The sequence below is a fragment of the Microbulbifer sp. NBRC 101763 genome, from assembly GCF_040371615.1.
GTDB lineage: Bacteria > Pseudomonadota > Gammaproteobacteria > Pseudomonadales > Cellvibrionaceae > Microbulbifer > Microbulbifer variabilis.
This window is the reverse complement of the sequence record NZ_BAABQV010000002.1, coordinates 363846-386431: the sequence shown is the minus strand read 5'-3', so window position 1 is coordinate 386431 and position 22586 is coordinate 363846. Positions and strand designations below refer to the sequence as shown.

19 protein-coding genes are annotated in these 22586 nt (G+C 49.9%); 9 read left to right on the top strand and 10 right to left on the bottom strand.

The features are described 5' to 3' along the window. The first annotated feature begins 8 nt into the window (after positions 1 to 8). Entirely contained in the window at positions 9 to 1088 is a 1080-nt protein-coding gene (gene pstS, locus ABWV76_RS07055; protein ID WP_353375615.1) for a phosphate ABC transporter substrate-binding protein PstS, read from the top strand. Positions 1089 to 1255: 167 nt separating this feature from the next. Beyond that, entirely contained in the window at positions 1256 to 2341 is a 1086-nt protein-coding gene (pstS, locus tag ABWV76_RS07050) for a phosphate ABC transporter substrate-binding protein PstS (RefSeq protein WP_020414449.1), read from the top strand. 72 nt (positions 2342 to 2413) lie between these two features. Here the strand turns inward: pstS (ABWV76_RS07050) and ABWV76_RS07045 are convergent, their stop codons facing one another. The 3 genes from ABWV76_RS07045 to ABWV76_RS07035 all read right to left on the bottom strand — a co-directional run bounded on the left by ABWV76_RS07045 (position 2414) and on the right by ABWV76_RS07035 (position 6677). Continuing rightward, positions 2414 to 4159 (bottom strand): diguanylate cyclase, encoded by a 1746-nt coding sequence (locus tag ABWV76_RS07045; protein ID WP_353375614.1) that lies wholly within the window; start codon positions 4157 to 4159, stop codon positions 2414 to 2416. 1164 nt (positions 4160 to 5323) lie between these two features. Beyond that, on the bottom strand, positions 5324 to 5899 hold the full coding sequence (locus ABWV76_RS07040) for a hypothetical protein (RefSeq protein ID WP_353375613.1): 576 nt from the start codon (positions 5897 to 5899) through the stop codon (positions 5324 to 5326). 169 nt (positions 5900 to 6068) lie between these two features. Next, positions 6069 to 6677, bottom strand: a complete 609-nt coding sequence (locus ABWV76_RS07035; RefSeq protein WP_020414444.1) for a MarC family protein — start codon at positions 6675 to 6677, stop codon at positions 6069 to 6071. Positions 6678 to 6835: 158 nt separating this feature from the next. Here ABWV76_RS07035 and aceK point away from each other — a divergent pair, with 158 nt between their 5' ends. After that, positions 6836 to 8590: a bifunctional isocitrate dehydrogenase kinase/phosphatase gene (gene aceK / locus ABWV76_RS07030; protein ID WP_353375612.1), complete on the top strand. Its 1755-nt coding sequence runs from the start codon at positions 6836 to 6838 to the stop codon at positions 8588 to 8590. 56 nt (positions 8591 to 8646) lie between these two features. After that, on the top strand, positions 8647 to 9147 hold the full coding sequence (locus ABWV76_RS07025; protein ID WP_020414442.1) for a hypothetical protein: 501 nt from the start codon (positions 8647 to 8649) through the stop codon (positions 9145 to 9147). Between the two features lie 11 nt (positions 9148 to 9158). Here the strand turns inward: ABWV76_RS07025 and ppk1 are convergent, their stop codons facing one another. Next, entirely contained in the window at positions 9159 to 11204 is a 2046-nt protein-coding gene (ppk1, locus tag ABWV76_RS07020; protein WP_353375611.1) for a polyphosphate kinase 1, read from the bottom strand. Positions 11205 to 11465: 261 nt separating this feature from the next. Between ppk1 and ABWV76_RS07015 the strand changes: the two genes are divergently transcribed. From ABWV76_RS07015 to ABWV76_RS07005, 3 genes are all read left to right on the top strand, one after another. Next, positions 11466 to 12938, top strand: coding sequence for a Ppx/GppA phosphatase family protein (locus tag ABWV76_RS07015; RefSeq protein ID WP_020414440.1), 1473 nt, complete (start codon positions 11466 to 11468; stop codon positions 12936 to 12938). Positions 12939 to 13011: 73 nt separating this feature from the next. Further along, positions 13012 to 14478: a protein adenylyltransferase SelO gene (locus ABWV76_RS07010; protein WP_020414439.1), complete on the top strand. Its 1467-nt coding sequence runs from the start codon at positions 13012 to 13014 to the stop codon at positions 14476 to 14478. Between the two features lie 159 nt (positions 14479 to 14637). Continuing rightward, a complete protein-coding gene (locus tag ABWV76_RS07005) occupies positions 14638 to 15057 on the top strand; it encodes a DUF2147 domain-containing protein (RefSeq protein ID WP_020414438.1) in 420 nt (139 codons plus the stop codon). 83 nt (positions 15058 to 15140) lie between these two features. Here the strand turns inward: ABWV76_RS07005 and ABWV76_RS07000 are convergent, their stop codons facing one another. From ABWV76_RS07000 to parC, 3 genes are all read right to left on the bottom strand, one after another. Then, entirely contained in the window at positions 15141 to 16220 is a 1080-nt protein-coding gene (locus ABWV76_RS07000) for an HlyD family secretion protein (RefSeq protein WP_020414437.1), read from the bottom strand. Then, positions 16213 to 16677 (bottom strand): MarR family winged helix-turn-helix transcriptional regulator, encoded by a 465-nt coding sequence (locus ABWV76_RS06995; RefSeq protein ID WP_157533593.1) that lies wholly within the window; start codon positions 16675 to 16677, stop codon positions 16213 to 16215. Before ABWV76_RS06995 ends, ABWV76_RS07000 begins: the two co-directional genes overlap by 8 nt. A 136-nt stretch (positions 16678 to 16813) precedes the next feature. Further along, complete coding sequence (gene parC / locus ABWV76_RS06990) at positions 16814 to 19063, bottom strand: DNA topoisomerase IV subunit A (protein ID WP_020414435.1); 2250 nt, start codon at positions 19061 to 19063, stop codon at positions 16814 to 16816. Positions 19064 to 19326: 263 nt separating this feature from the next. Here parC and ABWV76_RS06985 point away from each other — a divergent pair, with 263 nt between their 5' ends. Both ABWV76_RS06985 and ABWV76_RS06980 read left to right on the top strand, forming a co-directional pair. Further along, positions 19327 to 19932 carry an ABC transporter ATP-binding protein gene (locus ABWV76_RS06985; RefSeq protein ID WP_353375610.1) on the top strand — a complete coding sequence of 202 codons (606 nt, stop codon included), beginning with the start codon at positions 19327 to 19329 and terminating at the stop codon, positions 19930 to 19932. Next, a complete protein-coding gene (locus tag ABWV76_RS06980; protein WP_020414433.1) occupies positions 19929 to 20735 on the top strand; it encodes an ABC transporter permease in 807 nt (268 codons plus the stop codon). Before ABWV76_RS06985 ends, ABWV76_RS06980 begins: the two co-directional genes overlap by 4 nt. Before the next feature lie 108 nt (positions 20736 to 20843). Here ABWV76_RS06980 and ABWV76_RS06975 read toward each other — a convergent pair whose 3' ends face one another. The 3 genes from ABWV76_RS06975 to ABWV76_RS06965 all read right to left on the bottom strand — a co-directional run bounded on the left by ABWV76_RS06975 (position 20844) and on the right by ABWV76_RS06965 (position 22490). After that, a complete protein-coding gene (locus ABWV76_RS06975; protein WP_353375608.1) occupies positions 20844 to 21242 on the bottom strand; it encodes a hypothetical protein in 399 nt (132 codons plus the stop codon). Between the two features lie 329 nt (positions 21243 to 21571). Next, positions 21572 to 21880, bottom strand: a complete 309-nt coding sequence (locus tag ABWV76_RS06970) for a hypothetical protein (protein WP_020414430.1) — start codon at positions 21878 to 21880, stop codon at positions 21572 to 21574. A gap of 187 nt (positions 21881 to 22067) precedes the next feature. Then, positions 22068 to 22490, bottom strand: coding sequence for a GFA family protein (locus tag ABWV76_RS06965; protein WP_282952364.1), 423 nt, complete (start codon positions 22488 to 22490; stop codon positions 22068 to 22070). Between the last annotated feature and the right edge of the window lie 96 nt (positions 22491 to 22586).

Here is a 22586-nt window from a genome sequence, read left to right as displayed (position 1 = left end):
GGTTAGCCATGCAAACTAAATTTATCGCTGCTTTACGCCACATTGGCGTCACTCTGGCAGTTGCTGCTGTATGCCTGCTACCCCAGATCAACGCACAAACCTCTGAGTCCACCATTAATCTGCGCGGCAGTGGAGCCCGTTTCCCCCACCCAGTCTACGTCGACTGGTTTCGACAGTTTACCCATCAGGATAACGATATATTCGTGCACTACGGATTAAGTGCCAGCACAGATGGTATCCGGGATTTCCTGGGAAATACGGTAGACTTTGCTGCCTCAGATATTGCCATCGAGATTGACAGGCTAGAGGGCTTAAAGGGAGGAGCCGTAGTACTACCTGTCACCGCTATTCAGCTTGTATTGATATTCAACCTGCCGGGCATTGAGGCGTTAAAACTTTCCAGGGATGCCTATGCAAATATCTTTTTAGGTAAGGTCCAAACCTGGGACCACCCCAGTATTACTGCCAGTAACCCTGAAATACAGTTACCTAACACTGAAATAACGGTGGTAACTCATACTGAGAGTTCTGGCGCCTCTTATCTTTTCTCCGGGCATCTGAGTAATATCAATGATGAATTTCGCGAAAACATCGGAATAAGCCAAGCGCCTAACTGGCCCAGACAGCCCGGTTTCGAGCGGGCCGCAGGTAGCCAGGGAGTGGCGGCTAAGGTCAGAGCGACCCCAGGTTCCATAGGCTTTATAGACCACTGCTTTGCCGAAGTTACCAATCTCCCTGAAGCACTGCTGGAAAACCGTTCGGGGAATTACATTGAGGCCAATGTAGAGAGCGGCACTGCAGCATTGGAAGAGGTTGAATTTCCTGAAGGCAAGCTACCAGGCAGTAACGCCCCTAACCTGATTGCCTGGGTTTGGGATCCCGCTGCTGAGGGCGCCTATCCAATTACCAGTTTCTCTTGGCTATTGCTTTACGCGGAGCAGGACGATAGCAAAGCCAAAGCTCTACGCAAAATGTTGTCATTTATTCTACATGCCAACTCCCAGGCAAAGGCAGGTGAGTTGGGGCTGGTGCCCTTACCGGAACATGTTCGGGAAAAAGTACTGAGCGCCATAGATTTTGTCCAATAAATCAAAGATGTGTTTAGATTTATTTCCCTTGAAATCAACTTATATTAACTCAGTGGTGACACCAAGCTCCCTGCCCTCCTGCTAAAATTGAATTTGAAGCCAAGTTTTACCCGGCTCGCCATCAGGAATCGATTAAGGTACTGGCGGCCCTTTAGTTGAGGTTTTCCATGCTATCGAGGTATGCCACTACTTTATGCCGCCTGGCTGCCACTCTTTCAGCCGCTATTTTTGGCGCAATTTTCTCTCTTTCCTCCCTGGCCCAAGTACCGGAAAACCCTATCAACTTACGTGGAAGTGGCGCAAGTTTCCCGTATCCAATTTACGTGGAATGGTTTCGTCAATTTACTCATCGAGAAAATAATATTTTTATTTTCTATGAAATGAGCAGCAGTGGCGATGGTATCAGGGACTTTCTTGGACACACAGTGGACTTCGCCGCATCCGATGCAGCGATTGATGTTGATGAATTAAGACGTTTAAAACAGGGCGCTGTGGTCTTGCCAGTAACCGCCGGAGAGGTGGTACTGGTATTCAACCTTCCAGGTATCGATAAGCTGAAACTTTCCCGGAAAACCTATACAGGGATTTTCCTGGGTAAAATAAGAAACTGGGATGATCCACTGATCGTTGCGGATAACCCCGATATCACATTGCCCCGAACACCGATTAGCGTGGTCACGCGCTCAGAAAGTTCTGGTACCTCTTATATTTTTTCCGGTCACTTAAGCAGTATCAGTGAGGAGTTTCGTGAGAAGGTTGGCCTGGATAGAGTTCCCAACTGGCCTAAGCTTCCCAGCTTCAAGCGCGCACCGGGGAATCAGGGCGTATCTGCCAGGGTAAGAAAAATCCCTGGTGCCATCGGCTATGTCGAGCATGGCTTTGCCGAGATCGTCAACCTGCCAATCGCAACACTGGAAAATCATGCGGGTAACTATATCGAAGCCAGCGCAGAAAGTGGTGCTGCAGCACTAAAAGAGGCCGAATTTCCCAACACCGAACTACCAGTAAGTGGCGCTCCCAATTTGATCACCTGGGTTTGGGACCCCAAAGCGAGGGACGCTTATCCGATCACCAGTTTTTCCTGGCTATTACTCTACTCGGACCAAGAAGATGATAAAGCCAAGGCCCTGAGGCAATTACTGGTATTTATGTTGAGCAGGAAATCCCAGTCGGAAGCGGGCAAGCTTGGATTAGTGCCACTGCCAGAGAATGTACGATTAAAAGTTTTAAATGCTGTTACCTTTGTGCAGTAGAATCCGTTACAAATTTAAATAGCGAAATTGAATTTAAGACGATGAATATAAACAGCATTAAACTAGAGCGCATCAGGCACTGGCACCCGCTGTGGAAAACTCCAATATCCTATTGCGCCCTGTTCTCTTCGCTTGGTAAAGGGCGCTATCTGCCTGCTGTAACAATTCCAAAATATCCTTATGCCCTTGCAGACAAGCCACCCCAATACTCGCGGTAAAACTTACAGGTCCCTGAGCCGATTTAATAACAATTTTTGCAATATCTCTATGTACCCTCTGCGCAATACAAACTGTGCCCGCGACATCCGCACTCACCAACAGCGCAAATTCCTCACCACCAATCCGACCAAATACATCCACCTCACGCACATGCTGGGCTATTACTCGTGCTGTCGCACACAGCGCCTGATCACCAATTAGGTGGCCGTGAATATCATTTATGGATTTAAAATGATCAATATCAAGCATCAACACACCCAGGGGAATCTGCTTGCTCTGGGCTAATTTTATAAGTAAAGCAGCTTCCTCGAAGAAGCTGCGGCGATTGTATATTCCAGTGAGCGGATCTGTACGCGCCTCTATTTCCGCCCGCACTTTTGCTGCTTGTAACTCCCTTGTGCGCAGCTGTATCAGGTGCTCAAGATCTGTTTTGGAAACTTCCAATTGTTGCATATATTTTTTTTCTGCCAGGTCTTTTTGGGTGCGTAAACGCTGCACCATTAATCCAATCGCAGCCATTATGGCCATCATTTCCACAAATGAAGCTACTGGAGGCCAGTAATAGTTGACCGGATTATGCACCACAAAGCCTAAATCACGCATAGCCTGCACCAGTAAACCAAGCACCAGGGTGGCCCAACCTATTGCAAATACCGCGGCAGCACTATTACCCTGCCGCCAGCGCACCAAGGCAATTGGCACCACAAGTGGATAACATAACAATGCTACTGTCATGGAAATCTGGGAGGCAGATTTCAACCCCAGCAATACACAAACTAACAGGAAAGCACTGTTAGCCATCATTACCTGTAATAAGTAATCAAGCCTGGGAGTATAGCGCCTGGTTTCCAGAAAAATCCGCGCAAAAATTAGGCCTGTTAAAATCGCGATAGCTCCGCTAATAGTGGTATATCCCCAGTGAAATCCACCACTTACCAGATATTGATGTGTATAACCAAGTACGGTGCCCCACACCAAAATTTTACTGGCGCAATACAGGGAATAAAGGTAGAGAATATTTTCTTTAACCGTAATTGCCCCAACAAACGCAAATAGGGCCATGAGGAAATAGCCTCCGAAAAGGAAGGCTATTAAACTAATCTCACCCTTGCTATTTTGTTGCAGCTTTTGGGGGCTCCAAATTCGCATACTGGGAAAAACCACTCCCAGCTCACCGGAATCAAATTTTACCAATAATTCCTGTGTAGTCTTGGCTGGCACAATAATTTCAAAAACAAATCGATTGTGCTCTACCTGGCGAGTGTCAAATGGAGCATATATGGATAAGTTGGCAAGCTTCCGATAAGGTCCGGCACTGGATAAAGCACGGGAATACACCTGTAATCCCAGCAACTGATGATCCACATACTCAATATGTAATTTGGCTGGCTGGTTTGTGCTATTGCGCAAAGCAAAATGCGACCAGAAAGCACCGGGTTGAATACCGGTTGAGCCCGCAGTTCTCAAGGGGGTAAATGCTCCACGTTCATAGGCAAGTAAAGCATCCGCAATATCACTGTGGCCACCTTTATCATGCCAAGTCTCATGGAATCCTGTGAGCTTACTTCCATCCTCCAACTGTGATACTTCAATTGGCACATGGGCCCAGGCCAAGGCTGAGGGTAGAAACAGGCAGTTGATAAGTATCAGAGTTAGCGACAATCGGGCAGAACGAAGGTACCACTTTAAGTTTATGGGGCATCGGAGATACAATAACCGCTGTCTTATTATACTTTTCTTCATGCTCTTGGCACGTAGGCGATACAATTCCGCTTTTATAATGTCTTCGGCCGGCTCAGTAAATCACAGTCTCTCACGCGGAGAGTCATCTTCAGTTCCGGCAGCAACCGGCTTCAGTATCTTTGGCCACTCCCTGCTGAGCTACTGTCACTTTTAACTCCCCCCATCACGAATACTGCGATGGAACGCCAGAGCTATACAACCTTCGAAATCGCAAAAGATGACGGAGTTCTGACCAAAACCATTTAACATCCGCCAGAAAACACTCAGGGCCTAACGGTGATGAGACATCCAAAGTAATAGTTATATATATCTGGACTTAAAGAGAGTCTAGATTCCAAAAAGTGACAGGGAAATTAAGCGGATCACCTAACGGCATGGCGTCTTATGTACCCCACGAATGGCCAAACTCAATCACGGCCCTAGAGATCATCAGACAAAGAGGAGAAGCCGACATAGAGAAGACCAAATCTGGCTAACAATAAAATTGAAGCTTATTTGAATTAATTGACCAAGCTTATCTCCTACTCTCTCAAAAACTCCATTTTAGCCTGCAAACATACCATTCATGTCTCCACTGAACTCCCCGGTAAAAACACATTACATAACAAGTATGTATTGGTAGATGGTCATTAATTAATCTTTATCCAATTGACCTAAAGAAATCACTATGTTTAATAATATTGGCTGGACCGTGAATACAAAGATAAAAGAAATCCAAGGCAATACTTTTACAGGGTTTGATCGTGCAAATACCTGAACAGATTGAATACCTTCTCAGTCAGAGCTTCTCGCTATCGACTAATATCAAATCTAGAAAGATCCATAAATATCTATATACGCTTCTGCTTGGTTTATTAGCTTTATCTGAACCAGTTGAGGCAGTGCCTTCAATGACAACACCAAACCACAGATGAACATAAGGGCAAACATATAGTAGTGAAAACACTGTGTGCTAATACGCAATATTCGACGTTTTACTGGGTAAACCCCTATGATCCCCCCAATACCTATAGCAATACCCTAGGTAAGTAACTCTTTGGTAATAACTTCAAAGCTTAGGCAGGTCAGTATTTTTGTTCCCTGTAACACCAGAGTGTTCAAAGCTTTGGTGGCAAGCAGATTTTCCTTATCAATACCATAATTCAAAAAAAATGGATTTTTTACTGGCCCGATAGCCCCGATGATTCCGGATAAAAAGGCAGTAACAAGTCCCAGTATAAAAAAGTAAGGAAGGCGCATGGGAAACGAATACTTTGTCTTGCCCAAACGGTATTGAAAAACAGTAGACATTAGAAAGACTCCAACAAAAATTGAAGCCACAGGGGTGCATCTGAGAACAGATATAGGCCCCAGTTTTGGCCCCCAGAATGCTACCGGGCATGATCCAGCAGGCCACCTTCCAGTTGATATAGGACCAAAAAAACAAAGTCCTGAAGGGAGCAGCATCACGCTGCCAATTGTGACAGTCGGTGCAACCAAGTGAGGACCCAGGAGAAAACCTACCATTGGTACTAGCAACATGGCCCCGCCACCGGCGGCCAGAGTACAGACATACCAGGGTAGAGCGCCAAAAACCAGGAGAGTTGCAGCTATCATTAGTTGGCAGCCTCAACCACTCAAAGCACTCTCCTGAAAGTATCTATCCAAAACCACAGCCGACAAACCCAGCCAACAAATACAGTCCAGAGAGGCAATCAGTAAACCGGTGGTCGCCAAAGCACCCCTCAATGCTGCTATCAGGGGGTGCTCAGAAAGTGTATGCCGATTAAATAGAGAAGAATTGCTGGATGCCCACCAAAACACTTGTGGTGGCCACAGAGGCGAGAATTAGGCCCATCACCCGACTGACGATACTGGCACCAGCATCACCAATAAAGCGATAAATCCAGTTAGCAGTCAGTAACAGTGCAATGACTACAGCGAGTACCGCCAGCATGGCCGATGCGGTGTTTAATTGGTGAAGTAAATCAAAGCGGTGATTATCAGTCAGCACTACTGCGGCAAGCATGGCCCCTGGCGAAGCAATGGACGGCACTGCCAGCGGAAATATGGCAGTCTCATGCCCTTCTTTGACGATTTCCTTTTCCCGCTCGGGCTTACCCTCACCAAAAATCATTGTGAGGGCAAATAGAAATAGCACTACACCACCTGCAACCTGGAATGCGGATAGAGGCACCCCAATGGCCTCCAGTAGAAACTGACCTGCGATCAGGAAGAACAGCAGAATACCAGCCGCCACCAGTACAGAAAGCCAGGCGATTTTACGTTTTTGCCACTCTGCATGGCGGGAAGTCACTGCAATGAATACCGGCAGGGTACCCACCGGGTCGATTACAGCAAAGAAAAAGACAAAACTACTGATCCAATCGTTCAATTGGTACTCCGGCGTGCCGTGCTACTATCCGCTTATTCCTTGCCGCGGGGAGACCGGCAAGCACCACAGCAATATTGCCCGGGCCATCCCCGATGCCATAGGGAATGGCCTCCGCGGTGGAAAAGCTTAACCTGAAACTCAGTAAAAAAGTCTAGTGCATGACCAATCACTCACCGACCGCCCGCCGCATCGCGAAGACCATCCTGAATGGTTTTGATGCGTATTTTGCAGACTACCAGAACATCACCCTGGGCGCCAAGGCGCGCTTTGAGACCGCCTCCTGGCAAGCCGCACACCAGGCCAATAAGGAGCGCATTGATCTATACAAGACCAAGGTCAATCAGGTGCTCAAGCTGGTACACTCCGTCACTAGCAAAGACACCAGCCAACTGGATCTATGGCGGGATGCACGCGCAACTTACGCACAACTAATCGCCAGCCATAGCAATTACGAAATCGCGGAAACATTCTTTAACTCAGTGTTTTGTAGCCAGTTTAAACACGCCAATATCCACGATAGCAATATTTTCGTTAAACCTTCCCGCCCCCCGGAAGACAAGCCGCTGCGGGATTACAGTATCTATATCAGCTATAGCGGGCGCGCCGGCCTGGAAAACATGATTGAGGATATCCTCAGGGATTTCAGCTTTTCTGCACCCTGGGAAAATATGCAGCGGGATATTGAAAATATCTGTAGGGCGCTACGTGGACGCCCCCTTGCAGACCTGGAAAATGAAAAATTGCTGCGCGTGGATATGCTGGAGTCAGTTTTCTACCGCAATAAGGCCGCCTATCTGGTTGGGCGCATGATATTCCATGGTGAGGTAGTCCCCCTGATCCTCCCCTGTCTGAACAACGGTCGGGGCAGTATCTTTGTAGACACCTTGCTGCACAGCAATGACTCCGCCAGCATTATCTTCAGTTTCACACGCTCCTATTTTATGGTGGATGCACCGATTCCTTCCCGCTTCGTGCGCTTTCTCTCTACCATTATGCCTCTAAAGGAAAAATCGGAACTGTATAACTCCATAGGCTTCCACAAGCATGGCAAAACGGAGTTTTATCGCCATATTCTCGCCCATATGAAAGTGAGTAATGACAAATTTGTGATTGCTCCTGGCATCAAGGGCATGGTGATGAGTGTATTTACGCTACCCTCTTATCCGGTGGTATTCAAAGTCATCAAGGACCGTTTTGATCGCCCCAAAACTGTCACCGAGAAAATTGTGAAGGAGAAGTATAAGTTTGTTTCCCGCTCAGACAGGGTCGGGCGTATGGCTGACACCCAGGAGTACACCAATTTTATTTTCTACCGTAACCGCTTTAGTGATGAATTACTGGAAGAACTACAAAAACTCGCTCCCTCCAAGCTGCTGATCGATGACAAGTGGGTAATCATCAAGCATCTCTATGTAGAGCGGCGTATGGAGCCCCTTAACCTCTATCTGCAAAATGCCAATGAAGAGGAAACAAGAGAGGCTATGGAAGAATACGGCAATGCAATCAAGCAGCTGGCCGCTGCCAATATTTTTCCCGGCGATATGCTACTGAAGAACTTTGGAGTCACCCGTCATGGCCGTGTCGTCTTCTACGACTACGATGAGCTTTGCCCTCTGACAGAGTGCAATTTCCGCAAGATCCCCGAAGCACAGACCGCAGAGCAGGAGCTGGCGGATAAGCCCTGGTATACGGTAGATGAGGCAGATGTTTTCCCCGAGGAATTCCGCCTATTTTTCTCTGGCAACCCTGTTGCTCGCGCAGCCTTTGAGAAGCAACACAGCGATCTTTACGATTACCGCTATTGGAGACGACTACAGGACCGTATTCGCGCTGGACATGTGGAGAGCGCCTTCCCTTACCGGCGCAAGTGGCGCTTCCACCGTCGAGCACCGGCTATCGCAAGGAAAAAGTAAGTGCTCAATCTGTGACTATATTGGTAGGAGGTATTTCCTATTAGAACAGGTGATAAGTGCGCATATTTGCATGGGCCACAACCCCAGTGGCCCTGGCTTTATTATTTGCCAAGGGCTGCGGTTACCTCCCCAGCGAAATGACCATTGCCGGGAAAGAAAAAGCGCCACCGCCCCACGCTCGCATCACAGGCAAACCCCAAGTGGTCAGCTGTGCCACCCCAGCCAGGGGGTTTCGCCCAATCGCTTTTGATGCGCTCTACACCTTTACAGGCGATGAACGCCAACCATTCCAAGAGAAAACCAGTATTCCGGCGCAATTTGATGTGGAAGCCTATGTATGGGGCAGTGAACGCTGTGCTCCTAGCGCCTTCTGCAAGCGCGGAGACTATTATTGGCTAATTGGTCGCGGGCCGGGAAATGAGTTCAATACCTGGGTGGTTACACCTCAATACCCGAGGATGATTATTCAATCTCCTTGTTACGAATGGCTTCGGATCGGACAGCGCTATCGCTTCTCTTTTAGCCGTGGGAAGCTGGTAGGATTCAGCCGAGACTAGGTGAGTGCTGATTACTGTGGGCGCTTTTTAAGGTAGCGATAAATAGCATCTTGAGAACGACACCCCTTACGATCACTATTGGCAATTCTGGTATTACTTTGCTTTGCATCCATAACCCGGGCCTTTTGATTGTCACTCCATTGCAGCTCCAGTATTTTCCGTACAGTCTCACGATGCTTACTATTGGTCAGGGGAAAAGTAACTTCCACTCGATGATCCAGGTTACGGGTCATCAAATCTGCCGAGGACAGCCACATAATCTCCTCACCACCGTTGTGGAATATATAGACACGCGCATGCTCCAAGAACTTATCCACCAAACTGATAACCTGGATATTGTTGGAGAGTCCCGCAGTTTCACATACTAACGAACACATACTCCGCACAATAATTCTAACCTGCACACCAGCAGCACTTGCACTATAAAGCCGCTCTATCATCTGACTATCCACCAAGTTATTGCATTTTATGAACAACTCGGCCTGATCACCTCTTTGTGCAGCTTCGATTTCCCGATCTATTGCCCCCAGCAGGGCTGCGCGGTTGGTCAGTGGGGAAACCGCGATATGCTGGAATACCGGGCGACGTCGAGTACGCTGGATAAATTCGAAGACATTGTAAACATCCAGGCCCAGATCCTGGTTATTAGTTAACAAACTAAAATCACAATAAATTCGCGCGGTACTCTCATTAAAATTACCTGTTCCCAGATGACTGTAGAATTTATCCTTGCCCTCTTCCCGCCGAACAATAGAGATTAATTTGCAATGAACTTTTAATCCGGGAACGCCATAAATTACCTCCACTCCCGCATCGGATAACTCCTTGGACCAATGGATATTGGCCAGCTCATCGAATCTCGCACGCAACTCAACTACTGCAATCACCTTTTTATTATTGCGCACTGCATTTATCAAAGCAGCAACCACCCGTGAGTTTTTTGCAACCCGATATAAATTGATACGAATTTCCCGCACCTGGGAATCTATAGCTGCAGAGGCCAGCAAATTGGTGATTACACGAAAATCATGATAAGGGTAATAATAAAGTCGGTCTGCACTGCGAATTTGTGCAAAAGCACCCCCATCACTCGGCAGCGTAGGCAGTGGCACCAACGGCTTGTAGGTATAACGCCCAGAGTCCGCTGGAAATTTCATCAGGTCTTTGGAATTGTGGTAGCGGCCACCTGGTGTATAAGTATCGTAACGCCCCATCTTTAATTTTTTTTTCACCAAATTAAGGAGCACTTCGGGCATTTCTGCATCATAGGCAAGGCGCACTGGATCAGCACGTTTACGTCTCTTGAGTGATTTTTCTATACGATCTACAAGATTCTGGGTGATTTGCTCGCCCAGCTCCAGCTCGGCATCGCGACTGATCTTGAACATGAATGCCTGCGCCGAGCGAATGGGCAACACTTGGCGAAACACCTCTACCAAACAGGCCCGTATAATATTGTCCAGAACGATATAAACCTTTTCCCGCTTACCTTCACGGGGTGGAATCACTACAAAGCGAGATAGAGTATTAGTGGGAATTTCCATAGCGGCATAGCGCCGACTGCCATCTTTTAGGCGGAGGAAAATCGCAAAATAAATACTCGCCTCATTAAGTAGCGGCATAGTATCGCGGTCATCAATAAAGAAAGGCTCCAGCTCAGGCAACACTTCGCGATGAAAGTAATCCTCTACAAACTTACGCTGGCGCTCGCTGAGCTTATTCTCCCTAACCACATGGATGTTATGTTTATCGAGATCAGCCAGTACTTTGGCGTAAGCACGTGCATAGCGCCGCTGAAGACGTAACACTCGCTCATTAATTTGCCCCAATAGTTTGGCAAAATGCCTCTTCTGTTGTTCACCAACGGCAAAGGCCGCGAGGCGACGTACATCCGCTACACGAACCCGGAAGAATTCATCGAGGTTATTGGAGAAGATCCCCAGGAAGCGCACCCTCTCAATAACGGGTACTGTTTCATCTTCCACTTCCTGCAACACCCGCTCATTAAACGACAGCCAACTCAACTCTTTGGGGTATAGGGGCGTATCGTTAAACATCGACAATCTGCCAAACATCTCAGCCGCAAATGAATTTCCCCATCCCAGAGGGCTTGGAGTGAGCGTGTCCCAAGCAGTCAATTAAGAAGGCGCAGTAATAAGCGGAAACGAGGCACTACTGCAGAAAAGAGGATTTACACGCTTTTCGCCAATTTCAGGGGCGTATTCCCGCCAGATTGAAACAATCTAAGTGGGCACAGGGTTATACAGTTAATAGTAGAGCAGTTTGCCGTCTCAATTATCGCGGGTGCCAGGATGTCGATGCAATCACCAAGTGAACGCTACGCAGCGCTCGACCTGGGTTCTAACAGTTTCCACCTGTTATTGGCGGAATTTCGCGGTCAGCGCATGGTGCGCCTGCATACAGACCGTGCCATGGTGCGCCTGGCTGAGGGACTGGATGCCGAACGCAATCTGGATCCAGCGGTGTCGGAACGTGCATTGGCAGCTCTCAACCGTTTCCAACCCGTACTGGATAAACTACCGACCGATCATATTCGTGTGGTAGGCACCAACACCCTGCGCGCTGCAGCGGCCAACGCAGACGGTTTTCTCGAAGAGGCGGAATCCATCCTGGGGGTGCCAGTGGAAATCATCAGCGGCATTGAAGAGGCTCGCCTGATTTACTCAGGTGTAATGGCCGCCGCTGACGGTCCACCCCGGCTACGCTGCATAATCGACATCGGTGGCGGCTCCACCGAACTGGTGCGCGGTAGTGAGTCCCCAGAGCAATTGCAAAGCCTGTACATGGGTTGTGTTTCCTACAGCAAGCGCTACTTCGCCGATGGCATTATTAGCAGGCAGACCATCAATCATTTCAAGCACGCTCAGCGCGCTGCACGTGCGGAGCTTCAGGAACTCCAGCACATGGCCACCGAAGCTGAAGTAGTAGGCTGCTCAGGTACCATCAAGGCGGTATCTCGAGTACTGAACGGTGGCGAAGTAGAGGATATCAGGCGCGAGGATATTGATCGCCTGGCGCAAGAGGTGGCCCAAGCCGAGCATATCGCCGATTTGAATTTGCCCTATCTCGATGAGGAGCGCCGCCCTGTATTCGCTGCGGGCCTGGCAATTTTGCACGCTATTTTTTGCGAGCTGGATATCCAGCGCATGGAGGTCTCACCTTACGCAATACGCGAAGGCATAGTGCACGACCTGGCTGGCCGCCTGCATGGAGGGGACAGGCGCGCGGATACAGTGGCCTGGGTAATGCAGCGCTGGCAGATAGATGCCAACCAGGCTCGCCGCGTAAGTGATACTGCCCTTAAGCTATTACAGCAACTGCGTCCCGGATATCCGCCGGAAGGACGCCAGCGATTGCGCTGGGCCATACAACTCCATGAAGTTGGTTTGGCCCTGACGCACAGCAGCTTTCGCAAGCTCGGCGCTTTTATGATCAAACACGCTGATCTGGCCGGGTTTTCCAAGGGTGAACAGGAGCACTTGTCCTATCTCGTGCGCAACCAGCGCGGACGAATAAAGCACCCCAAAGAACACTACGGCTTCCACCCCAGCCCCGACCTGCTTCTGTGTCTGCGCCTGGGCTGTATCATTCACCGCGATCGCACCGAACGCACATTGCAAGGAATCAACCTGGCCGACCAGGGAGATGCCTACCGCTTGCAAATTGAACGTGAGTGGCTGGATAGCAGCCCGGCTATTGAGGAGCTGCTCTACCAGGAAGAACAGCATTGGCAATCACAGACACGCCCATTGCGCCTACTTGCGGTATAGACACCACTGTGAATTGTTATCGATACCGGTAACATGCCCGTTAATATCAATTTTTATCCTAAGCCCAGAATCTATGAAGCTCAGCGAAGTTACCCTCAGCCACCACTATGCAGATCTGGGCGACGCCTTCGGCACGCGAATAGATCCCACCCCCTTCGATCACCCCCAGTTGATCGACACCAATCCAAAAGTCATGCAGCTACTCGGTATCGATGCATCTGAGATAGAAAATGCCGCATGGGCGCAACTGGGCTGTGGCGCCAAACTATTTCATGGCAGCCGCCCCTTTGCCATGAAGTACACAGGTCATCAGTTTGGGGTCTACAACCCGGACCTGGGTGACGGCCGCGCATTGCTGCTGGGAGAAATCGAAAATGCCGGACGGTGTTGGGAGCTGCACCTTAAAGGTGCCGGCAAAACCCCCTACTCCCGTTTTGGCGATGGCCGCGCGGTATTGCGCTCCACTATTCGCGAGTACCTCGCCGGTGAGGCCTTAAGCGGCCTGGGTATTCGATCCACCCGTGCACTATGTATTGTTGGCAGCGACGAACCGGTAACCCGTGAACAGATTGAAAATGGCGCCATGCTGATCCGAGTGGCCGAGAGCCACGTGCGCTTCGGCCACTTCGAATACCTGTTTTACACTAAACAACTACAAGCCCTGCAACAGCTCATCAGTGAAATCTGCCAGCGCTTTGTGCCAAATTCACAAGGGCTCGGTGTCCGCGAGCAGGCTGAGGCGATGCTGCGATTTACCACTATGCGCAGCGCCGAACTGGTAGCTGGTTGGCAGGCAGAGGGCTTTGCCCACGGAGTGCTCAATACCGACAATATGTCGATTATCGGCGATACCTTTGATTTCGGCCCCTATGCCTTCCTTGACGACTACGACCCCACGTTTATTTGTAATCACTCAGATCACACAGGCCGCTACGCCTTCGAACAGCAGCCGGGTGTCGTATTGTGGAATTTAAACGCTCTCGCCCACGCCCTGTCCGGATTTGTTGACGTGGAAACATTGCGTGATTGTTTGGAGCAGTTTCAGCCCCAGGTCACCCGCACCTATGCTGCACGTATGCGCGCCAAGCTTGGGCTCACCACAGAAGAGGATGGCGATCCAGCACTCTGTGCAGATCTACTAAAACTGTTACAACAGGGTGAGGCGGACTATGCCCGTTTCTTCCGCGCATTGGCACACTATCGCGGTGAACGCCCAGCAGCTGGGTTATGTGAATGTATCGCAGCAGTTAAACACGATGCGCTGGATCAATGGCTGGGGCATTACGATCGACGCCTGTCACGTGAGAATAGTAATTCCCGCACGCGCAACCGCGCCATGTTAGCAGTAAACCCCAAATATATTCTGCGTAACTATTTGGCACAGAAAGTCATCGAGGCAGCCGGACAAGGTGATTATTATCCCCTGCGTACTTTGCGCAATTTGCTGCAATCACCGTTCGAGGAACACCCGGAGCATGAGGCCTGGTCTGCCAGACCACCTGAATCCGGCAAGCGTATTCCCCTAAGCTGCTCCTCATAAAGCGGCAAAACTGGTACGAAAATCAGATAAAAAGCGTTTAAATGCGGCTAACTGCCGGATATATGCGGCTAATTTTTGCCCGATGGTGACTATCCTCCTGCCGCCAACGATGACTTCATGTAAGATCTGGGTCACCACTTAACAGAGGAACTCCTACAGATGATCAAAAACCTGCTCCTGGCCGCTTTCGGCCTGATGTTCGCCCTGCAGGCCAGTGCCGCAGATGTTGTAGGCAAGTGGCGCACTGTCGACGATGAAACCGGCCAGCCCAAGTCCATCGTGGAAATCTACGAAAAGGATGGAAAGTACTACGGGAAAATTGACCAGTTGCTGATGAAACCCAATGACACCGTCTGCGAGAACTGCCCCGGTGATCTGAAGGGTAAACCTCTCGTTGGCATGGATGTGATCACCGGCATGGCGAAGAAGGGTGATAAATACGAAGGCGGAGAGATTATGGACCCGGTCACAGGCAAGGTATACGACTGCAAGTTCTGGCTGGAGAACGACGATACCCTGAAGGTGCGCGGTTACCTTGGTTTCTTCTACCGCACCCAGACCTGGCACAGAGTTCAGTAATTAAATATTAAGAAGGCCCATCTCGCGGGCCTTCTTAATATCTGTTCTGGCAAGGAAGCCCTTCCCCTGCAAACTTTTCGTTTTTACAGGACCACCCTGCCACTCTCATCGGTTGAGGCTCGGGCCGAAACCACCTTGGCATCCTCGCTGGTGTCGATACGCACCTTTGCACTCATACCGGCCCGTAACTGCGGCGCATCCTTTAGAGGATAGAGACGCAAGCGCACCGGCACTCTCTGTACTACTTTCTTCCAATTGCCGCTGGCATTCTGGGGAGGCGTCAGGGCAAACTCGCTACCACTAGCCGGGCTCATACTGTCCACCTGGGCCTGCCATTCGAAATCAGGATAAGCGTCGAGGGTCACCTCTGCCTGCTGACCGGTACGTACCTTGGCTAGCTCAGTTTCCTTAAGATTGGCTTCCACCCAAAGACCGCTAGACCCAATCATATTGAGCAAGTTAAGTCCGGCAGTGGCCATCTCCCCAACCTGGGGCACGGTATTGGCGATGGTGCCATCTACTGGCGCAATAATACGCGTACGAGACAGTTGATAGTTGGCCTTATCCAACTGTGCCTGGGCCACTTTGAGATCCGCCTGATCTTCCAAAGCAGAACCAGGATCGCCTCCCAGCTCTGCCCGCAGGCTGGACAGTTTTTCTGCATTGATAGTGATCTGTGCCCGAGCCCGCTCCAATTGCTGGCGCGCACTATCCAGCTCCGCTTCAGAAAAAGCCACTTTGCCTAGCTTTTCATTGCGCTCCAGTTGGCGCCGGTAAAAATCTGCATCTTTGCGCGCCTGCTGTAAGGCGGCATCGGCCTCCGCATATTCGGCACGGCGGGCCAGCAAGTCATTGCGCACCTGTGACAAACGGGCTTCTGCCTCGGTGACCGCCAACTCAAAGGCGGTGCGGTCGATCTGAATTAACAGCTGGCCCTTGCTCACCACTTGGTTGGCACTCACCAGTACCTTGGTGACCACACCGCTGACTTCTGGTGCCAGGGAGACTTTTTCCGCCTTCACATAGGCATTCTCTGTCTCGACGATATCGCCACTGCCAAACAGGCTCCAGCCAACCGCCAGCGCAGCAAGCACCAGGACCAGTATGAGCCCCAGTTTGCGCTGTGTGGTTCGATCCAGGTTTAGATTCAGCTTGTCAGTCAAATTCAATCTCTTCGCGTGTCAGGTTTTTGCGCAATCGCTCCAACAACGTTTGCAGCTGTATTACTTCCTCCGGGGAAAAACCATCCAGGGCTTGGGCGCGAGTCTCTTTTTCGAGCCCATCCAACAAAGCCATGGCCGGTTCCGCCTGCCCGGTCAGGTAAATACGAAAGCAGCGTCTGTCCTGCGGGTCAGGGCGCCGCTCTACCAGCCCTTCCCGCTGCAGGTTGTCGAGTTGGCGCGCCAGGCTAATCGGCGCCATATCAAGGCACTCAGCCAATTCTGCCTGCTTCTGCCCCTGTTGTCGCACCAGATGCCACAGCACCTGCCAACGGGAGCCGCTGAGACTATGACCCCTGGCTCGGCGGTCAAAGTTGCGCCGCAGTAAACGCGCCGCGCTGTGTAGCTCCAGGCTCACCCCAGTCGCAATATCCTCGCCCTGCGTATCTTTCCCTGACATGCCCAAGACTCCCTTTTTGAGGGCGCTCATTATAAGCCTGCTTATTATTTCATCAATGTATCAGTTATCAATACGGGATTAGCAATAAAAAAGGCGGTCAGAATGACCGCCTTTGCCAGCACAGGTGGACTTCAGCTTACTTTTCCAATACCTCAATCCGATCGACCTTCTGGAATCCCCGCGGCAGCTTATTACCACGGCGACCGCGCTCGCCGCGGTAATGATCCATCTCTGCGATCTTAATCTTGGTATGACGCTTTCCAGCGTGGACAACCAGCTGGCTCTTACCCTCCAGCACGGCAACACCCACCACAACTTCCTCACGGCTCGCTGCGCGGGCCGAGGTGATATTGATAATCTTATTACCCTTGCCCTTCGCCAACTCAGGCAATTCAGTGACAGGGAATACCAGCATACGTCCTTCCGAGGTTACTGCCGCCAGCAGGGCCTCCTGTGGATTTTCCAGTAAATGAGGTGGCAGCACCTGCGCGCCCTTGGGCAGGGTCAGCATGGCCTTGCCTGCCTTATTGCGCGACTGCAGATCCGAGAGCTTGGCAATAAAGCCATAGCCGGCATCGGAGGCCAGTAAAACCCGTTGTTCGTCCGGCCCCATGAGCAGCCCCTCAAAGGTGGCACCGGAAGGTGGATTGATTCGCCCGCTCAGCGGCTCGCCCTGCCCTCGCGCCGACGGTAGAGTATGGGAGGCAATGGAATAGCTGCGCCCCGTGCTATCAAGTAACAGCGCCGGCTGGTTGCTCTTGCCTCGTGCGGCGAAGCCGAGACTATCCCCAGCCTTGTAACTCAATGCCGCCGCATCAATTTCATGGCCCTTGGCCGCGCGAATCCAACCCTTTTCGGAAACCACAACAGTGATGGGATCGGAAGACAGTAACTCCGCTTCGCTAAACGCTTTGGACTCTTCACGGGCAACGATGGGGGAACGACGCTCATCACCAAATTCTTTGGCCGCCGCCAATAGCTCTTTCTTGATCAGCGTCTTCAGGCGACGTTCGCTATCCAGAGTTTTAGTTAGAGTATCACGCTCTTTCTCCAGCTCAGCCTGCTCACCACGAATTTTCATCTCTTCCAGACGCGCCAACTGGCGCAGCTTGGTGTCGAGAATGTAGTCTGCCTGGATATCCGTGAGCTCGAAACTCTCCATCAACTCCTGTTTGGGTTCATCGCTGGTGCGGATAATTTCGATCACCTCATCGAGATTGAGGAAGGCGATCAACTGCCCGGCAAGCAGGTGCAGGCGTTTCTCAACTTTGTCCAGGCGGAACTGTAGGCGGCGGCGGGTGGTAGTTGCCCGGAAAGTCAACCACTCTCGCAGGATCTTATCGAGGGACTTCACCTGGGGGCGGCCATCGATACCGATCATATTCATATTGACGCGGTAGTTGCGCTCAAGATCGGTGGTGGCGAACAGGTGGTTCATCACCGATTCCATATCCACCCGGTTGGATTTCGGCACAATTATCAGGCGCGTGGGATTTTCGTGATCCGACTCATCGCGAAGGTCATTCACCATAGGCAGCTTCTTCGCCTGCATCTGCTGGGCAATCTGCTCCAGCACCTTGGCACCACTCACCTGGTGGGGCAGCGCGGTAATCACGATATCGCCGTCTTCCTTGCTCCATAGGGCGCGCATCTTGATAGAGCCGCGACCGGAAGTGTAAATCTTACGAATATCATCGCGCGGGGTAATTATCTCTGCTTCAGTGGGCATATCCGGGCCGAGAATATGCTCACACAGCTCTTCTACTGTGGACTTGGGGTTTTCCAGCAGCGCCACAGTCGCGTTGACCACTTCGCGCAAGTTGTGCGGCGGAATATCTGTAGCCATACCCACGGCAATACCGGTGGTGCCGTTCAATAGAATATTGGGCACCCGTGCCGGAAGAACACAGGGTTCATCCATGGTGCCGTCAAAGTTCGGCTGCCAATCGACAGTGCCCTGCCCCAATTCCGACAACAGTACTTCCGAATATTTACCCATGCGCGACTCGGTGTAACGCATGGCGGCAAAGGACTTGGGATCATCCGGCGAGCCCCAGTTGCCCTGACCGTCGATCAATGGATAGCGGTAACTGAACGGCTGTGCCATTAACACCATTGCCTCATACACGGCACTATCACCGTGGGGATGGTACTTACCGATCACATCGCCGACCGTACGCGCGGACTTCTTATACTTGGCGGTATTCTTCAGGCCCAGCTCGCTCATGGCATAGACGATACGCCGCTGCACCGGCTTTAGGCCGTCTCCGATATTCGGAAGGGCGCGATCCAGGATCACATACATGGAGTAATCCAGATACGCCTTCTCGGTGTACTCCTTTAACGGCAGGCGCTCTGTGGCCTCATAGACAGAGGTGTCGGTCATACAGCACTCGTTATTCGATTCGGAAGGAGCGGATTATGGCGGACTGGGGCGGGAGGTTCAAAGGGAAGCAATGAGTGTGAAAAAGATATATCGCGGAACTGGAGTAGGAGTAGGAGTAGGAACTAGCTTCCACTTCTCAGCTAACCTAGCAAAGCAGTACAAACCACTGAGTCAAATTCACACGACAGGTGTATAAGCATTTTAGAATACTGACAGGAAACTAAAACCACTAACTACAAAGTAGTTAGCAAGTAACCCCTGATATGCCTCAACTAAAATTAGAGACACTGAGTATCGGCTCACTTGAAAAAATAGCGCTGGATGTACCGCCGGGAGAAGTCATCTGCCTATCCGGCTCCTCCGGCTCCGGTAAAAGCCGCCTACTCAGAGCTGTGGCTGATATAGAGCCCCATAATGGCAAGATATCTCTTGATGACAAAGAACAGAATAAAATACCTGGCCACCAGTGGCGTCGCCAAGTCATGCTGGTACCGGCACAGAGTGCCTGGTGGTATGAGACTGTCGGTGAACACTTTAATAAACCGATGGACGAAGCCTTAAAGGTATTCGGGTTTCCCGCAGAGGCCACAGGGTGGCAGGTGAGCCGGCTCTCTTCGGGAGAAAAGCAGCGCTTGGCGCTTATTCGCGCTCTCTCCTATGAACCAAGTGCGCTTTTACTGGATGAGCCCACTGCCAATCTGGATGCAGAAACCACGAATAAAGTAGAAAAGTGGCTGCTTGCTAAGATTCAAAAACATCAATACCCGGTAATCTGGGTGGCCCACAGTAAAGAACAGATACAGCGAGTGGGCAGCAGGCATTTTGAGATTCAGGGAAGCCATCTTGTGGAGCGGGAGATATCACAATGAGTGTGATCGACCTGACCTGGTGGCAGTTATCGCTGGCTGCGGCGCTGGTGGTTGCCCTGGCAATTTGCACCCATATCGCACGATTACAGCTCGGCAAGCCACTGATTGTCGCGGCAGTACGCACTGCGGTTCAATTGGCGCTTGTCGGAGTCATACTGGAAGCCCTGTTCGCTGTTGGCACCCTGTTATGGGTCAGCCTGCTGGGATTGGCAATGTTATTGTTTGCCGGGCAACAAGTCGTCTCACGGCAAAAATATCGCCTGCGTGGAGGCTGGAGTTTTGCCATTGGCACTTTATCCATGCTGGTTTCCGCATTTAGCGTCACAATACTGAGTCTAGTGGTGCTAATCGGTCCTCAGCCCTGGTACCAACCTCAATACTCTATTCCCCTCCTGGGAATGCTTCTTGGGAATACCATGACCGGCGTTGCCCTGGGCCTGGATCGACTAACAGAAAGTATGCGGCGCTCAAGCGATATTATTGAAAATCGCCTAATGCTGGGAGAAACCTGGCGGCAAGCCAGTATTGAATTTCGCAGAGACGCAATGCGCGCGGGATTAATGCCAACAATCAATTCGATGGCTGCAGCCGGCATTGTATTTCTGCCAGGTATGATGACTGGGCAGATACTAGCTGGTACATCCCCCACAGTCGCAGTGAAATATCAAATTTTGATTATGTTTACTATTGCTGCTGGTACAGGGTTTGGTACTTTTGTCTCTGTTGGTATGTGTGCGAAACATCTCTTTGATCAGAGAGAGAGGTTATGTATAGATAGATTAAAGGAGTTAAAATCACCTTGATTTAATCTAAGTTACTCAATAGCAGCGCAAGTGTTACAAGACAAATTAAAATACCTTTATTTAGAGTATTAATTGAGTCTGAATTATTATCAAAATATTAAAGCCCCTTTAAAGGTAACCTTCTGGAAAGGTAATTTTCTGGAAAGGTAACCTTCTGGGTATTACTGATTGCTGTGAGCTGAGAATCCCCGACAATATCCCAAGACATACATTCCAAGAATTAAATTCGCCCACGACTCCGATATTTCCATCTTTATTCATAATATCAAAGCCAGGAGTTGCTTCCCGAAATACAGTGGCACCACCATAGGTCAATTCAGCAAGGGGCTCAGACTCACCACTAATATTGTAAGAAATAGGAAAACCAAATTCGACACTTTCAATTTTATCCCAATAGGCTCCCCCAGCTGTAATACAAGCAGAGTCAGTACCCCAACCCCAAAAAACTGGAGCATTGAATAGATTACCTGCGGCTGGTTCCTTGACAGTGCTAAATTCAATAGCCATATAGGTTTCGGGCCCAAATATGCGTGATAGAAAGAAGCAGTTTCTCTTGAAATGCCTCTAATGCGCTTATGCGAAGACCAATCCGTTTCTCAAGGTCAGGATGTAAATAAGTCTACTCGATGCCATTAACTCGATCGAGGTAACCAAAAACATCCGTCTTAATAGGAAAGGTATCGGTATACTTGTCTGAAAAATTAGTACCTGAGTCAACTAGCTGTAGTTTCCCATGGAATTCCAGCAACCCATCGGGAGTACACAAATGAAAAAAGACTGGAAAAGGCGTTAACGCTGGCAAACAGCCAGCGTTTTCAAATTAATCACGTAGCTTTTTATGTCCGACCTAAAAATAAAACTAGAGCGGCTATAATCAAACCAACTAACAAAATCCAAACCCCTCTCAACATCAAGGAGCGTGCATATTCTGCCTCTTTATAGCGCAGCGCATAGGGAATACCAGTGATTGGACCCAAGAAAATGGTAATGATACCCCAAACCCAATGCTTGTTACCCAATGCTGTAAGCGCTGCCATTAGTCCCCCAAACCAGCATAAGGTAACACCGATCACACACACCACAAGTGCAATGATTGACCACCACTGGTTGGCCAGGAAAATTTCTACAATTTGAGTTTCTGTCATGGTGACCTATTACTCCCTATTACTACTCGGTCATTAGAATACCTGCTCCCCGGTTGACAACTCTCTGATTATCCATCCAAGCCAGGGAAAGATACCCCCAGTAAGGCGGCACCTATGAATGGCATATAATAACCTTTAAGCGGAGCAAATAGTCTCCTTAAATAAAAACAAGAAAGTTGGCAAGCACTTACTCTCCTGAAAACTCAGTCACAAGCTCTAGTCCCGTGATATTCCTGGTCTCATTGGCAAAAGCATAATATTCCGGCTTTTCATCGATAAAGATCTGATGAGTCATTTTTACTTCTTTAGGTAGATTTAAAATTCCCGCTGGTATTGAATACTGCTGGGTTTCTTTTAAACGGTAAAAAAGATGAGATCCACATTTGGAGCAAAAGCCACGCTCTGCCCAGTCTGAGGAGTCAAATACGGAAATATGCTCCTCTCCAGAGATCTCAACATTGGTTTGGCAGTCCACCGCCAACAAAGGACCACCACCCCACTTTTTACACATTCCGCAGTGGCAGACACCCAAATTTGATGATGGTAACGAGGCCTTAAGGGTAACAGAACCACACAGACAACTTCCTTGTACTTGATTAGTACCGCTCATATTACATCCCCTCTGTAATGAACAACTTTATTATCAGTGTCAGTATTTGCCAGCAAACACTGTCATCAAAAGAAAACTACACGCTTGGAGGGAATC